14 protein-coding genes are annotated in these 14,024 nt (G+C 70.3%); 6 read left to right on the top strand and 8 right to left on the bottom strand.

Translation table 11 applies throughout. The features are described 5' to 3' along the window. Positions 1-105 precede the first annotated feature (105 nt). The 3 genes from ACGFYQ_RS03455 (at position 106) to ACGFYQ_RS03445 (ending at position 4,333) form a co-directional block, all read left to right on the top strand. Positions 106-729 (top strand): GntR family transcriptional regulator, encoded by a 624-nt coding sequence (locus ACGFYQ_RS03455; RefSeq protein ID WP_393739734.1) that lies wholly within the window; start codon positions 106-108, stop codon positions 727-729. Positions 730-1,015: 286 nt separating this feature from the next. Beyond that, complete coding sequence (gene aceE / locus ACGFYQ_RS03450) at positions 1,016-3,700, top strand: pyruvate dehydrogenase (acetyl-transferring), homodimeric type (protein WP_393739416.1); 2,685 nt, start codon at positions 1,016-1,018, stop codon at positions 3,698-3,700. A gap of 114 nt (positions 3,701-3,814) precedes the next feature. Further along, positions 3,815-4,333, top strand: coding sequence for a DUF4240 domain-containing protein (locus tag ACGFYQ_RS03445; RefSeq protein WP_393739414.1), 519 nt, complete (start codon positions 3,815-3,817; stop codon positions 4,331-4,333). Positions 4,334-4,342: 9 nt separating this feature from the next. On the opposite strand, the gene ACGFYQ_RS03440 is transcribed toward ACGFYQ_RS03445, so the two are convergent. Further along, a complete protein-coding gene (locus tag ACGFYQ_RS03440) occupies positions 4,343-5,113 on the bottom strand; it encodes an SDR family NAD(P)-dependent oxidoreductase (RefSeq protein ID WP_393739412.1) in 771 nt (256 codons plus the stop codon). Positions 5,114-5,200: 87 nt separating this feature from the next. On the opposite strand from ACGFYQ_RS03440, the gene ACGFYQ_RS03435 reads away from it, so the two are divergent. Then, positions 5,201-5,854 (top strand): TetR/AcrR family transcriptional regulator, encoded by a 654-nt coding sequence (locus ACGFYQ_RS03435; protein ID WP_393739410.1) that lies wholly within the window; start codon positions 5,201-5,203, stop codon positions 5,852-5,854. A gap of 60 nt (positions 5,855-5,914) precedes the next feature. Here ACGFYQ_RS03435 and ACGFYQ_RS03430 read toward each other — a convergent pair whose 3' ends face one another. Together ACGFYQ_RS03430 and glnA are read right to left on the bottom strand one after the other, a co-directional pair. Continuing rightward, positions 5,915-6,475 carry a hypothetical protein gene (locus tag ACGFYQ_RS03430; protein WP_393739408.1) on the bottom strand — a complete coding sequence of 187 codons (561 nt, stop codon included), beginning with the start codon at positions 6,473-6,475 and terminating at the stop codon, positions 5,915-5,917. A gap of 141 nt (positions 6,476-6,616) precedes the next feature. Further along, a complete protein-coding gene (glnA, locus tag ACGFYQ_RS03425) occupies positions 6,617-8,026 on the bottom strand; it encodes a type I glutamate--ammonia ligase (RefSeq protein ID WP_393739406.1) in 1,410 nt (469 codons plus the stop codon). A gap of 186 nt (positions 8,027-8,212) precedes the next feature. Between glnA and ACGFYQ_RS03420 the strand changes: the two genes are divergently transcribed. Further along, positions 8,213-8,680 (top strand): RDD family protein, encoded by a 468-nt coding sequence (locus ACGFYQ_RS03420; protein ID WP_393739404.1) that lies wholly within the window; start codon positions 8,213-8,215, stop codon positions 8,678-8,680. A gap of 99 nt (positions 8,681-8,779) precedes the next feature. Here the strand turns inward: ACGFYQ_RS03420 and ACGFYQ_RS03415 are convergent, their stop codons facing one another. From ACGFYQ_RS03415 to ACGFYQ_RS03395, 5 genes are all read right to left on the bottom strand, one after another. Then, complete coding sequence (locus ACGFYQ_RS03415) at positions 8,780-9,478, bottom strand: DUF4191 domain-containing protein (protein ID WP_328925326.1); 699 nt, start codon at positions 9,476-9,478, stop codon at positions 8,780-8,782. A 10-nt stretch (positions 9,479-9,488) separates the two neighbouring features. Further along, positions 9,489-9,686, bottom strand: coding sequence for a hypothetical protein (locus tag ACGFYQ_RS03410; RefSeq protein WP_069923792.1), 198 nt, complete (start codon positions 9,684-9,686; stop codon positions 9,489-9,491). Between the two features lie 413 nt (positions 9,687-10,099). After that, positions 10,100-11,053 carry a lipoyl synthase gene (lipA, locus tag ACGFYQ_RS03405; RefSeq protein WP_393739401.1) on the bottom strand — a complete coding sequence of 318 codons (954 nt, stop codon included), beginning with the start codon at positions 11,051-11,053 and terminating at the stop codon, positions 10,100-10,102. A gap of 107 nt (positions 11,054-11,160) precedes the next feature. Further along, entirely contained in the window at positions 11,161-11,961 is an 801-nt protein-coding gene (lipB, locus tag ACGFYQ_RS03400) for a lipoyl(octanoyl) transferase LipB (RefSeq protein WP_393739399.1), read from the bottom strand. Positions 11,962-12,004: 43 nt separating this feature from the next. After that, complete coding sequence (locus tag ACGFYQ_RS03395) at positions 12,005-12,403, bottom strand: hypothetical protein (protein ID WP_393739397.1); 399 nt, start codon at positions 12,401-12,403, stop codon at positions 12,005-12,007. A gap of 173 nt (positions 12,404-12,576) precedes the next feature. Between ACGFYQ_RS03395 and ACGFYQ_RS03390 the strand changes: the two genes are divergently transcribed. Next, positions 12,577-14,019, top strand: coding sequence for a regulator (locus ACGFYQ_RS03390; protein ID WP_393739395.1), 1,443 nt, complete (start codon positions 12,577-12,579; stop codon positions 14,017-14,019). Positions 14,020-14,024 lie beyond the last annotated feature (5 nt).

The raw sequence follows: 14,024 nt of genomic DNA, 5'->3' as shown, positions 1-14,024 counted from the left end.
GCCTCACCCACCGTCCCCCACCAGGAACACGACCGGCCGGGCTACTCCGCCGTATTGTCTACGCATCGACGCGATGCATGCCCAACAGGAGATGAAGCCCCGATGATCACCCCACCCGTCGTGCACTCGCTGCGCGAGCAGATCCGCGAGCACATCGTGGAGGGGATCGTCAGCGGGCGCTGGAAGCCCGGCGAGCGGATCGTCGAGCGCCGGATCGCGGTGGAGCTGGAGGTCAGCCAGACGCCCGTACGCGAGGCCCTGCGCGAGCTGGAGACGCTGCGGCTGATCGAGTCGGCGCCCAACAAGGGCGTGCGCGTACGGAATCTGTCGGCGGCGGACCTGGAGGAGATCTACCCGGTCCGGGCCGGCCTGGAGCAGATCGCGGCCGAGCTGGCGGCTCCCCGGCTGGCGACGGACTGCAGCGCCCTGGAGCCGCACGTCGCCGCCCTGTGGGAGGCCGACCGCAGCAAGGACGGCACGGCGCAGGTACGGCACACGGTGGGCTTCCACCGCGAGATGGTGCGCGCGGCCGGGAACAGCGTGCTGCTGCACACCTGGGAGAGCCTGGGCATCGAGGTGTTCACGGCCCTGTCCATCCGGTGGCTGGGAACGGTCCAGAAGTCCTACGCGGAGGAGCACGAAGCCCTCGTCGAGGCGTTCCGCAGTCAGGATCCGGACATCGGTCTGCTGGTGAAGCGGCACGTCCTGGGATGCGCTCCGCGCGCCTGACCACCGCCTGATCACCGCCCGACCGGCGCCCGACCGGCGCCCGATCACCGCCCGACCGGCGCCCGACCGCTCCGTATCGTCCCGATTTGCCCGGCACCGCGTGCCTTGCTTCCTGGCACGCGGTGCCGACTTTCGCCAGATGGACGTTTCTTCGTCACTTTTATTTGATCGATCATCGATCAGCGATTTACAGTCATCGCGGACCTCAACCAGGTCCGACGACCCTGTCCTGCCCGTCAGGGATTTTTTCACCACCTCTCCTTTGTCCGGAAGGCGGCGCACACCGATGTCCGACCCCGTAGGAAAGCTTCCGAGCGAGCTCGACCAGCTCCCGGACCGCGACACCGAGGAGACCGCCGAATGGGCGGCCTCCCTCGACGCCGTCGCCCAGGCCGCCGGTACGCGCCGCGCCGAATACCTGCTCCGCCGCACCCTCCAGCACGCCGAGGCCGCCGGCCTCGCCCTGCCGAAGCTGCTGGAGACGGACTACGTCAACACCATCCCCACCGCCGCGGAGCCCGAGTTCCCGGGTGACGAGGCGATGGAAGCCAAGATCACCGCGTGGAACCGCTGGAACGCGGCCGCCATGGTGACCCGCGGCTCCAAGTACGGCGTCGGCGGCCACATCGCCACCTTCGCCTCCGCCGCGTGGCTGTACGAGACCGGCTTCCAGCACTTCTTCCGCGGGAAGGAGGCCGACGGATCGGGCGACCAGCTCTACATCCAGGGCCACGCCTCCCCCGGCATCTACGCCCGCGCCTTCCTCGACGGCCGGATCTCCGAGCAGCAGCTCGACAACTTCCGCCAGGAGTCCGGCGGCAACGGCCTGCCGTCCTACCCGCACCCGCGGCGCCTGCCGTGGCTGTGGGAGTTCCCGACGGTGTCCATGGGCCTCGGCCCGCTCTCCGCGATCTACCAGGCGCGCTTCAACCGCTACCTGCAGAACCGGAGCATCAAGGACACCGCCAACTCGCACGTCTGGGCCTTCCTGGGCGACGGTGAGATGGACGAGCCCGAGTCGACCGCCGCCCTGGCCCTCGCCTCCCGCGAGCAGCTCGACAACCTGACCTTCGTCATCAACTGCAACCTGCAGCGCCTCGACGGTCCGGTCCGCGCCAACTTCCGCGTGGTCCAGGAGCTGGAGGCCCAGTTCCGCGGCGCCGGCTGGAACGTCATCAAGTCGCTGTGGGGCTCCGCCTGGGACGAGCTGTTCCAGCTCGACACCACGGGCGCCCTGGTACGCCGCCTGCGCGAGGTACCGGACGCGCAGTTCCAGACGTACGCGACCCGCGACGTGGCCTACATCCGCCAGCACTTCTTCGGCGCCAACGCCGAGCTCGTGCAGCTGGCCGGTGTGCTCTCCGACGCGAAGATCGCCGAGTGTTTCCACAGCTCCCGCGGCGGCCACGAGCCCCGCAAGGTCTACGCCGCGTACAAGGCCGCCCTGGAGCACAAGGGCGCGCCGACGGTCATCCTGGCGCAGACCGTCAAGGGCTACACGCTGGGTGCCGGGTTCGAGTCGAAGAACGCGAACCACCAGATGAAGAAGCTGACGATCGACGAGTTCAAGGACATGCGCGACCTCCTTGGCCTCCCGATCCCGGACAGCGCCTTCGCCGACGGCGTCGTGCCCTACGGCCACCCCGGCGCGAACAGCCCCGAGGTCCAGTACCTGAACGAGCGCCGCGCGGCCCTCGGCGGCCCGGCTCCGGCCCGCAAGGTCAAGCACGTGGCCCTGCCGGCTCCGGCCGACCGCTCCTTCGCCCCGCTGATCAAGGGTTCCGGCAAGCAGGAGATGGCCACCACCATGGCCTTCGTCCGGCTCGTCAAGGACCTGATGCGGGACAAGGAGACCGGCAAGCGCTGGGTGCCGATCGTCCCCGACGAGGCCCGTACCTTCGGTATGGAGTCCCTCTTCCCGTCGGCCGGCATCTACTCGCCGCTGGGTCAGACGTACGAGCCGGTCGACCGCGACCAGCTCATGTACTACAAGGAAGCCAAGGACGGCCAGATCCTCAACGAGGGGATCACCGAGGCCGGCGCCATGGCCGACTTCATCGCCGCCTGCACGTCGTACGCGACGCACGGCGAGCCGATGATCCCCTTCTACATCTTCTACTCGATGTTCGGCTGGCAGCGCACCGCCGACCAGATGTGGCAGCTCGCCGACCAGCTCGGCAAGGGCTTCATCGTCGGCGCCACGGCCGGCCGCACCACGCTGACCGGTGAGGGCCTCCAGCACGCGGACGGCCACTCGCACCTGATCGCGTCCACGAACCCGGCGTCGCTCAACTACGACCCGGCCTTCGCGTACGAGATCGCGGTGATCGTCAAGGACGGTCTGCGCCGGATGTACGGCGAGAAGCCGGAAGACGTCTTCTACTACCTGACGGTCTACAACGAGCCGAAGGTGCAGCCGGCCATGCCCGAGGGCGTGGAAGAGGGCATCCTCAAGGGCCTCTACCGCTTCAACACGGCGGCCGACCTGGCGGAGGCGGCCCCGGCCGCCGACGCGCCGAAGGTCCAGCTGATGGCCTCGGGTACGGCGATCCACTGGGTCCTGGAGGCGCAGAAGCTGCTCGCCGCCGACTGGAACGTGGCCGCCGACGTCTGGTCCGCCACCTCCTGGGGCGAGCTGCGGCGCGACGCGCTGGAGTGCGACGAGGCGCTGCTGCGCGGCGAGCTCCGCACCCCGTACGTGACCCGCGCGCTGGAGGGTGTCACCAGCCCGGTCCTCGCGGTGTCCGACTGGATGCGTCAGGTCCCGGACCAGATCAGCCAGTGGGTGGAGCAGGACTGGACCTCGCTGGGTACGGACGGCTTCGGCCTGTCCGACACCCGTGAGGGTGCCCGCCGCCACTTCGGTGTCGACGCCCCGTCGATCGTGGTGGCCGCGCTGGCCCAGCTCGCCCGTCGCGGCGAGGTTCCGGCGTCCTCCGTCAAGGAGGCCCGGGAGCGCTACGGCCTCTGAGCCGTGGACGACCGACCGTGAAAGGCCGGTGTTCGCCCCTTGGGGGGTGGACACCGGCCTTTCGCCGTGTGCGAGGTGGCGGCGCGGGGTCCGACCCGTGATGCTGGAGCGGTGATGGACGAGACGGAGTTCTGGGAGATCGTCGACCGTACCCGCGAGGCCGCCGACGGCGACCCCGAGGAGCACGCCGAGCTGCTCGTGGAGCGGCTGGCGCAGCTCGACCCGGACTCCGTCCTGGACTTCGCCCGGCACTTCGAGTCGCGGTACAACCGGGCGTACACGTGGGACCTGTGGGGCGCGGCCTGGGTGCTGCTCGACGGCGCGAGCGACGACGCCTTCGACTACTTCCGCTGCTGGCTGATCGGCCAGGGGCGGGAGGTGTTCGAGGGCGCGGTGCACGACCCGGACCATCTCGCGGAGCTGCTGGGCGACTTCGACGAGGAGATCGACGGGGACGGCGAGGAGCTGGGGTACGCGGCCGACGAGGCGTACGAGCAGCTGACCGGGTCGGTGGCGCCGGATCTGGGTGTTCCGCTTCAGTCGGCAGAGCCGGAGGGCACCCCGCTGGACTTCGAGAACGAAGCCGTGCTCGCGGAGCGCTTCCCCCGGCTCTGGGACCGCTTCAGAGGCTGAGCCCGCCGCTCAGTAGTGCGTGCCTCCGTCGATGCGGATCTCCGTACCGGTGATGAAGGCGCCGTCCTCGGAACCCAGCATGGCGACGACGCCGGCCACGGTCTGCGGTCCGGCGAAGCCCTGGCCGATGGCCGGGGCCAGCTTCGCGAAGAGGGACCAGTCGGTGTCCTCGGGCAGGCCGGGGCCGTTTCCGGTGGTCATGCCGCTCTCGATGGAGCCGGGCGCGACGGAGACGAAGCGCAGGCCCTGCTTGCTGTACTCGGCGGCCAGCGCATGCGTCATGGACTGGATGCCGCCCTTGCTGGCCGCGTAGGCGGACATGTAGGGGTGGGCGAAGGACGCCGAGGTGGAGCTGAAGTTCACGACGACCGGCTGGTCGCCCGCGAGCAGCGCCGGGAGCGACTCGCGGATCATCAGGAAGGTGCCGGTCAGGTTGACCGCGATGACCTTGTTCCAGAAGTCGAGCGTGGTCTGGTGGGTGTGCGCGGAGCGCAGGATGCCGGCGGCGTTGACCAGGACGTCGATCCCGCCCAGGGTGCCGACGGCGACGGCCACGCCCTCCTTGACTGCGTTCTCGTCGGATATGTCCAGGACGCCGGTGGTGAGCCGGTCCGCGACCCCTGCCGCGGCGGCCTGGTCCGCGGTGTCCTTGAGGCCGGTTTCGCTGACGTCCACCGTGTGGACGCGGCCGCCCTCGGCGAGGATGCGGTGGACGGTGGCCCGGCCGATGCCGGAGCCGCCGCCGGTGATGAGGACGCGACGTCCTTCGTAACGGTTCATGGGGTGAGCGTACCGAAGCGATGACACGTTTTGCCAGGGTGACAAAGCATGTAATCAATGCTGATCGCGGGAGGTACGCTTCACCACGTGAGATCCCCTCGTCCGTACTCTCCCCAGGCAGGCGCCGGAGCCCAGTCGCTGACCGAGCGCCGCAAGGCCGCCACCCAGCTCGACATCGCCCGCGCGGCCTGCGAACTGTTCGCCGAGCACGGCCCCGACGGCACGACCGCCGAGGACATCGCCCACCGCGCGGGGGTGGCGCTGCGCACCTTCTACCGCTACTTCCGCAACAAGCAGGAGGCGGTGGCCCCGCTGCTGGCGGGCGGCGGCGACGCCTGGCGCGCGCTGCTCGCGGAGGAGGATCCCGGCACGCCCCTCGCCGAGGCCCTGGAGCGCGCCGTCACACGGTCGCTGAGCGACTCCCAGGCGGTCGAGGAGGGCCTGGAGGTGACCCGCGGCCTGCTGCGCGCGGCGGCGACCGACCAGGCCCTGCGGGCGGTCTGGTACCGCGTGAACCAGGACTCCGAGGAGCGCCTGGTCCCGGTGGTCGCCCGGCTGGCCGGCCCGGGCGCCGACCCCCTGGGCGTCCGCCTGCTCGCCGCGGCGGCGACGGACGCGATCCGGATCTCGCTGGAACTGTGGTCGACGACGGACGACCCGGTCTCGGGTCCCGGCTCCCCCGCCGAACTCGCGGTCCGCTGCCTGCGCGACCTCACCGGCGCGATGCCCCTGCTGCGCTGAGATCAGCGCAGCAGGGGCATCACCCCGGTCCCTACCTACCCCTCCGTGTCCTGGTCGGCCTCAGCGACCTCCGCCGCCGCCCCAGCCACCGTCGCCGCCGCCGCCGTTGCCGCCGCCCCAGCCACCGTCGCCGCCGCCGCCGTTGCCGCCGCCGCCCCAGTCACCGTTGCCGCCGCCTCCGCCGCCGCCCCAGTCACCGTTGCCGTTGCCGCCACCGCCGCCGTTGCCCCAGTCACCGTTGCCGCCGCCGGAGTCGTTCCAGTTCCCGTCACCGCCACGGCCGGAGTCGTTCCAGTTCCAGTTGCCGTCACCGCCACGGCCGGAGTCGTTCCAGTTCCAGTTCGAGTCGTTCCAGTAGCCCCAGTCGTAACGGTCGTAACGGCCGTCGCCTCCGTTGCCGCCGACTCCACCGTCGTCCCAGCACCAGCTGGGGCGGTCCCGCCAGTCGCGGTTGCAGCATTCGTCCCAGCGCCAGTCGTTCCAGCGCCCGTCCGAGCACCTCCACGCACCGCCACCGCCACTGCCACCGGTGGAAGCGGCCGAGGCCGTGCCGACCGGCATCAGGCCGATGGCGACTCCTGCGGCGCCCGCCATGGCTGCCGCGACGATCCTACGGCGCATGTTCATGCACCTCCGAACATAGCTCGCTTATCCGGCCTTTAGGTCATTTCCACCCTCACTCGGCCTCGGCGCGCTGTCAAAGCAGAAAGGCCCCCTGCCGCACTCCGTGGAGTGCGGCAGGGGGCCTCTCATCAGGCGTTTTTAGATGTCGAAGTAGAGCTCGAACTCGTGCGGGTGCGGACGCAGCGCGATCGGGGCGATCTCGTGCGTGCGCTTGTAGTCGATCCAGGTCTCGATCAGGTCGGGGGTGAAGACACCGCCGGCCAGGAGGTACTCGTGGTCCGCCTCCAGGGCCTTGAGGACGTCCTCGAGGCTGGTCGGGACCTGCGGGACGCTCGCGTGCTCGTCGGGCGAGAGCTCGTAGAGGTCCTTGTCGATCGGCTCCATCGGCTCGATCTTGTTCTTGATGCCGTCGAGGCCCGCGAGGAGCAGCGCCGAGAAGGCGAGGTACGGGTTCGAGGACGGGTCCGGCGCGCGGAACTCGACGCGCTTGGCCTTCGGGTTCGAGCCCGTGATCGGGATGCGCATGGCGGCGGAGCGGTTGCGCTGCGAGTACACCATGTTGACCGGCGCCTCGAAGCCCGGCACCAGGCGGTGGTACGAGTTCACCGTCGGGTTGGTGAACGCCAGCAGCGACGGGGCGTGCTTGAGGATGCCGCCGATGTAGTACCGGGCGGTGTCCGACAGGCCCGCGTAGCCGGCCTCGTCGTAGAACAGCGGGTCGCCGTTGGCCCACAGCGACTGGTGCACGTGCATGCCCGAGCCGTTGTCACCGAAGATCGGCTTCGGCATGAAGGTCGCGGTCTTGCCGTTGCGCCAGGCGACGTTCTTCACGACGTACTTGAAGAGCATCAGGTCGTCGGCCGCGGCGAGCAGCGTGTTGAACTTGTAGTTGATCTCGGCCTGGCCACCGGTGCCGACCTCGTGGTGCTGGCGCTCGACCTGGAGGCCCTGGGCGTCCAGCTCGAGGGAGATCTCGGCGCGCAGGTCGGCGAAGTGGTCGACCGGGGCTACCGGGAAGTAACCGCCCTTGTAGCGGACCTTGTAGCCGCGGTTGTTCTCCTCGGAACCGGTGTTCCAGGCGCCGGCCTCGGAGTCGATGTGGTAGAAGCCCTCGTTCGCGGAGGTCGCGAAGCGCACGCTGTCGAACACGTAGAACTCGGCCTCGGGGCCGAAGAACGCGGTGTCGGCGATGCCGGTCGAGGCGAGGTACGCCTCGGCCTTCTTCGCGATGTTGCGCGGGTCACGGCTGTAGGCCTCGCCCGTGATCGGGTCGTGGATGAAGAAGTTGATGTTGAGCGTCTTGTCCTTGCGGAACGGGTCCAGGCGCGCGGTGGTGATGTCGGCACGCAGCGCCATGTCGGACTCGTGGATCGCCTGGAAGCCGCGGATGGAGGATCCGTCGAAGGCGAGCTCCTCCGCCGGGTCGAACGCCCGCGCCGGGATGGTGAAGTGCTGCATCACACCAGGCAGGTCGCAGAAGCGGACGTCGACGAACTTGACGTCGTTCTCCTCGATGTACTGCTTCACTTCGTCGGCGTTCTGGAACATCCAACTCCTCCTACTCCCGGTCCCCGGGGGAGGGACGGGCTTTATAGCTCGTGGTGCGTCAGTGCGGTGCCGCACGCTGACCCGACCATAAGCAGACGGGATTTCTCAAGCATGACCCATTTGTTTCGCACAAGTTAACCAGGGTCCCGCCCTAGGGTCGCGAGGCCGCACCGGTACCGTGGTCGGGTGGACAACAGGCAAGCATTCGGATCCTGGCTCTCCGGCCCCCGCGCGGCCGCGGAGGAGATGGGCGTCGACTTCGGCTATCCGGGCCAGCAGCTCGGCCTGCCGCAGCAGGGGCCCGGCTCGGTGGCGCGGTTCGGCCGCCGGCTCGCGGGCGTCGCCCTCGACTGGACCGGCTGCCTGCTGATTGCGTACGGGCTGATCACGGGCGGCGACATGGTCGCCGCGCGCGGCTGGACGCTGTGGCTCTTCCTGGCCCTGAGCCTCCTGACGGTCGGCACCGTGGGCTTCACCCCCGGCAAGCGGATCGTGGGACTCCGGGTGATCTCGGAGGACGGCGGCCGCCTCGGCATCGTCAGGGTGCTCGTGCGAACGCTGCTGCTGGCCCTGGTCATCCCGGCACTGATCTGGGACCGCGACGGCCGCGGCCTGCACGACCGGCTCGCGCGCGCCGTCCAGGTACGCGTCTAGGGCCCACGACGCGCGGACGCACACGGACACAGGGGCGCCCCCCGAGCCGCTCGGCTCGGGGGGCGCCCCTGTGTCGTATACGAAAATCAGGTGAGCGGGTCAGCGCATCTTTCCGCCGCGCGGCATCTTCATGCCCTTGGGCATCGGGCCCTTCGGCAGCGGCATGTTGCTCATGAGGTCACCCATGGCCCGCAGCTTGTCGTTGACCTGGGTGATCTGCGGTCCGGCCAGCACGCGCGGCAGCTTGAGCAGGGTGGTGCGCACCTTCTTGAGCGGCACCTCGCCCTCGCCCGTACCCACGATGAAGGTGTGCACCGGCACGTCCGGCATGATCCGGGCCAGCTTCTTCTTCTCGTTCGCGAGCAGCGGCTTCACGCGGTTCGGGTTGCCCTCGGCGATCAGCACGACGCCGGCCTTGCCGACGGCCCGGTGGACGATGTCCTGCTGCCGGGTCATCGCGACGGCCGGGGTGGTCGTCCAGCCCCGGCCCACGTTGTCCAGTACGGCCGCGGCCGCGCCCGGCTGCCCCTCCATCTGCCCGAAGGCAGCCCGCTCGGCCCGTCGTCCGAAGACGATCGCCATCGCGAGGAACGCCACCAGGAAGCCCAGGATGCCCAGGTAGACCGGGTGGTCGATCAGGAAGCCGATCGCAAGAAAGACACCGAAGGTGACGATTCCCACGCCCGCGACGATCAGACCGACCTTCGGGTCGGCCTTGCGCGTCATCTTGTACGTCAGGGCGATCTGCTTCAGTCGCCCGGGGTTCGCAGCAGTCTCTGCGTTTGACTTCCTCGCCATACAGCGAAGTTTACGTGGCCTGCGGGGTCCGGGTCGCCGCAGCCTCAAGTACGTGTTCGGTTTCGACCCGGTCCTTCGCCCGACGGCGGTCCTCCAGCACCGCCGTCCAGGCGTTGCGCCGGGCGCCGCTCATGAGCAGCGACTCGATGCCCCGGAAGGCGTCGGAGAGCGTCGGGATGGCGATGGCGCGTACGGGCGCGGCCTGCATGATGTCGATCCCTTTCACGGAACTCACGTCGGCAGTGCGATTGCGGTGCGTGGATTCAGCGTCACTGATTGGTGTTACTACTGCATGACCGGCCAGTCAAATGTGATTGACACGTTGCAAACACTGACGCGGCCCGCCGGGCTCTTCCTCGAAAGAGCCTAGGGGCCGCGCCAGTGCGTGTTACTGCCTAGTAAGGTTTTGTGCGCGAGTTCACACGCTCGCCGCGCGCTTCTCGGTTCTGCTGGTCGAGCTCCGCCTCGCTACCGCTCCGGCCGCGTGCCTGCCCTCGTGCCTCGGACAGACCCGCAACCTACGCTCCAGCTCGGCTGCGCTTCTCGGTTCTGCTGGTCGAGCTCCGCCTCGCTACCGCTCCGGCCGCGTGCCTGCCCTCGTGCCTCGGACAGACCCGCAACCTACGCTCCAGCTCGGCTGCGCTTCTCCATCGCCTGCGTGTAGAGGCGCCCAGCCCTGTACGACGACCGGACCAGCGGGCCGGACATCACGCCGGAGAAGCCGATCTCCTCGGCCTCCTTCGCCAGCTCGACGAACTCGGCCGGCTTCACCCAGCGCTCGACGGGGTGGTGCCGCGGCGAGGGCCGCAGGTACTGGGTGATGGTGATGAGCTCGCAGCCGGCCTCGTGCAGGTCCTTCAGGGCCTGCGAGACCTCCTCGCGCTCCTCGCCCATGCCGAGGATCAGGTTCGACTTGGTGACCAGGCCGTAGGCGCGCGCCTTGGTGATCACCTCGAGCGAGCGCTCGTAGCGGAAGCCGGGGCGGATCCGCTTGAAGATCCGCGGCACCGTCTCGACGTTGTGCGCGAAGACCTCGGGGCGGGAGGCGAAGACCTCCTCCAGCAGCTCCGGCACGGCGTTGAAGTCGGGGGCCAGCAGCTCGACCTTGGTGTGGCCGGCCTCGCGGCCCGCCGTCTGCTGGTGGATCTGGCGCACGGTCTCCGCGTACAGCCAGGCGCCGCCGTCGGCCAGGTCGTCGCGCGCGACGCCGGTGATGGTGGCGTAGTTCAGGTCCATCGTGACCACGGACTCGCCTACACGGCGCGGCTCGTCCCGGTCCAGGGCCTCGGGCTTGCCCGTGTCGATCTGGCAGAAGTCACAGCGCCGGGTGCACTGGTCGCCACCGATGAGGAAGGTGGCCTCGCGGTCCTCCCAGCATTCGTAGATGTTCGGACAACCGGCTTCCTGGCACACCGTGTGCAGTCCTTCGCCCTTCACCAGGGCCTGCATCTTGGTGTACTCGGGACCCATCTTCGCCCGGGTCTTGATCCACTCGGGCTTGCGCTCGATGGGGGTCTGGGCGTTACGGACCTCGAGGCGCAGCATCTTGCGTCCGTCGGGTGCGACTGCGGACACGACCGGCTCCCTGTGACTTCGATTCTTCGGCGCCCACCAGGGTACGCCCGTAAATTCGTACGCTCTTACGTCCGCCAACCTGGGGGCTGCCGGACGCATTCCCGCGGCTAGGAGCCCACGGCCGGTTCGATCTCCCGGGGCCGCAGTTCCGCGTGCTCCAGTACGCCCTTCAGGTGACGCTCGACGACCGGCAGCACCTCGGTGATGGTGATCTCCCGCTCCAGTTCGTACGAGAGCGAGGTCACACCGGCGTCCCGGATGCCGCAGGGGACGATCCGGTCGAACCAGGTGTTGTCCGGGTTCACGTTGATCGCGAAGCCGTGCATCGTGACGCCCTTGGCGACCCGGATGCCGATGGCGGCGAGCTTGCGGTCCTCGCGGCGCTGGCCGGCGTTGGACGGGGCGTACTCGGGGCCGTTCAGCCGCGCGTCGAACTCGTCGTCGCCGATCCGCGGGTCGAAGTCCAAGGAGAGGCCGCCGATCTTCGGGCGCTCCTCGACGGGGTCGCCCAGGACCCAGACGCCGGAGCGGCCCTCGACGCGGGTGGTCTCCAGGCCGAACTCGGCGGCGGTGCGGATCAGCGCCTCCTCCAGGCGGCGGACGTGGGCGACCACGTCCACCGGGCGGGGCAGCTTCATGATCGGGTAGCCGACCAGCTGGCCGGGGCCGTGCCAGGTGATCTTGCCGCCGCGGTCCACGTCGACGACGGGCGTGCCGTCGAGCGGGCGCTCGCTCGGGTCGGTGCGCCGGCCGGCGGTGTAGACCGGCAGGTGCTCCAGCAGCAGGCAGGTGTCCTCGACCTCGTCCGCGAAGCGGGCCGCGTGCACCCGGCGCTGCTCTTCCCAGGCCCGGGTGTACTCGACGGAATCCGGTCCGAAGCCCAGATGGACAAATCCAAGCTCAGCCACCGCAGCGCCTCCTCGTTGAACCTGCTGTGTGCACGTATCGCACTCAGCAAGGGTACGGCGGCCCGTCCGGGGGCCCGGGCGCGGGCTCCGGCGCGGGATCGGGGGCGGGATCGGGCGCGGGATCGGGGACGAGATCGGGGGCGGGCTCCGGCGCCGACTCCGGCTCCGGCTCCGGCTCCGGCGGGGGCCACGGCAGCTGCTTCGGACGGCGCCGGCCCTTCGGCGGCCGGTCCGGGTCCTCGTCGGCCCGCGGCAGCCGACGGTGGCCCTCGGAGTGGTCGTTGACCCAGCCGCACACCCCGCAGGCGTACCGGCCGTCGAGACCCGCGATGTACGTGCCGCAACGCCTGCACTCCGCCTCGGTCAACTCGGGCGGGGGAAGCGGAGCGGTGGATTCGGAACGCTCCTCGGGGAGGCGCGCCCGGTGGGGCCTGCGGGTCATGGGCCGCAGCCTATGCGGGCGGAGGGGGTCGGTCCGTAAAGAGCCCTACCCATTCTGCACACGATCGGATGAATGTGGGGCAGAGAGGGCGGCTCGGGCTGGGTTCGCCGCTACATTCACGCCGTTCACAGGGCCGGGACTCCGGTCCGTCACGTCAGGAGACCGTGGAGCCGATGACGGAACGACCTGCCCAGCGCGTCCCCAACAGGCAGCTCGCGGCACTGATCGCGGAAGCCGGGTTCTCCAACGCCGGGCTCGCCCGCCGCGTCGACCAGCTCGGCCTGGAGCACGGTCTCGATCTGCGCTACGACAAGACCTCCGTGACCCGGTGGCTGCGCGGCCAGCAGCCGCGCGGAACCACCCCCGCGCTGATCGCGGAGGTCTTCACCAGACGCCTCGGGCGACGGCTCTCCGCGCAGGACCTGGGCCTGGACGCGTGCGCCCCCGTGTACGCCGGGCTGGAGTTCGCGGCCACCCCGGAGGAGGCCGTCGACATCGCGAGCGGGCTGTGGCGCAAGGACTCCGGCTCCCACGCCGAGCTCCGGAAGATCGCCTTCACCCCGGCCGGGCTGGTCGTGCCCAGCCGGGACTGGCTGATCGGGCGGGCCGACGAACGGGTGGGCCGGGGCGCGGAGCCGCCCGCGGCCCGCGTCCCGGTGCAGGGGCGGGGAGTCGCGGTGCCCCGGCAGCGGCAGATCGACCGCGCGCCCGGGCAGCGGGTGACGGGCGGGGACATCGCGGCGCTGCGCTCGGTGAGCGAGCTGTTCCGCACCCTGGACCACGCCTACGGCGGCGGGCACGCCCGGCAGGCACTGGTGCGTTACCTGGAGCACGAGGCCGAGCCGATGCTCCGCGGGACCTACGGGGAGACCACCGGACGGCGGCTGTTCTCGGCCGCCGCCGACCTGACCCGGCTCGCGGGCTGGACCTCGTACGACATCGCCGCGCACGGGCTCGCCCAGCGGTACTTCGTGCAGGCGCTGCGCCTGGCCCAGGCGGCCGGGGACCGCCCGTACGGCTCGTACGTGCTGGTCACCATGAGCCGGCAGGCGGTCTACCTGGGCCACGGCCGGGAGGCGGTGCAGCTGGCCCGCGTCGCCCAGCAGGGCGTCGGCTCCGGCCCCCCGCCGGTGGTGCAGGCGCTGCTGCACTCGGCGGAGGCGCGCGGGCACGCGGTGCTCGGCGAGGTGAGGGCGTCGACGGCCTCGCTGGTGCGGGCCGAGCGGGCGCTGGGCGCGGCCCGGCCCGGGGACGACGTACCGCACTGGGCGCGGTACTTCGACGAGGCGCAGCTGGCGGACGAGTTCGGGCACTGCCACCGGGACCTCCAGCAGTACCGGGCCTCGGCGCAGCACGCGGAGCGCTCGCTCCAGTTGCGGGCGCCGGCGTTCGCGCGGTCCCGGCTGTTCTGCCGGGTGGTGCTGGCCACGGCCCGGCTGGGGCTGGGCGAGCTGGACCAGGCGTGCGCGCTGGGAGCGGAGGCGGCGCAGCAGGCGATGGAGATGCGGTCGGTGCGCGCGGTGGAGTACGTACGGGACTTCGAGCGGCGGCTGGAGCCGTACCGGGACGCCTCGGCCGTGCGGACGTACCGGGACCGGGTGGCGGCCTTGTCGTGAACCCG

The organism is Streptomyces sp. NPDC048258 (genome assembly GCF_043201995.1).
Classification (GTDB): domain Bacteria; phylum Actinomycetota; class Actinomycetes; order Streptomycetales; family Streptomycetaceae; genus Streptomyces.
Note: the sequence above shows the minus strand (reverse complement) of the source record. Positions and strands in the feature narration are given on the sequence as shown.

What these genes read in the sequence shown, in the direction of transcription:
- glnA (WP_393739406.1), bottom strand. Translation starts at nt 8,026, where the DNA reads ATGTTCCAGAACGCCGACGAAGTGAAGCAGTACATCGAGGAGAACGAC.
- ACGFYQ_RS03410 (WP_069923792.1), bottom strand. Translation starts at nt 9,686, where the DNA reads ATGCAGGCCGCGCCCGTACGCGCCATCGCCATCCCGACGCTCTCCGAC.
- ACGFYQ_RS03445 (WP_393739414.1), top strand. Translation starts at nt 3,815, where the DNA reads ATGGACGAGACGGAGTTCTGGGAGATCGTCGACCGTACCCGCGAGGCC.
- aceE (WP_393739416.1), top strand. Translation starts at nt 1,016, where the DNA reads ATGTCCGACCCCGTAGGAAAGCTTCCGAGCGAGCTCGACCAGCTCCCG.
- ACGFYQ_RS03440 (WP_393739412.1), bottom strand. Translation starts at nt 5,113, where the DNA reads ATGAACCGTTACGAAGGACGTCGCGTCCTCATCACCGGCGGCGGCTCC.
- ACGFYQ_RS03390 (WP_393739395.1), top strand. Translation starts at nt 12,577, where the DNA reads ATGACGGAACGACCTGCCCAGCGCGTCCCCAACAGGCAGCTCGCGGCA.
- ACGFYQ_RS03395 (WP_393739397.1), bottom strand. Translation starts at nt 12,403, where the DNA reads ATGACCCGCAGGCCCCACCGGGCGCGCCTCCCCGAGGAGCGTTCCGAA.
- ACGFYQ_RS03430 (WP_393739408.1), bottom strand. Translation starts at nt 6,475, where the DNA reads ATGCGCCGTAGGATCGTCGCGGCAGCCATGGCGGGCGCCGCAGGAGTC.
- ACGFYQ_RS03415 (WP_328925326.1), bottom strand. Translation starts at nt 9,478, where the DNA reads ATGGCGAGGAAGTCAAACGCAGAGACTGCTGCGAACCCCGGGCGACTG.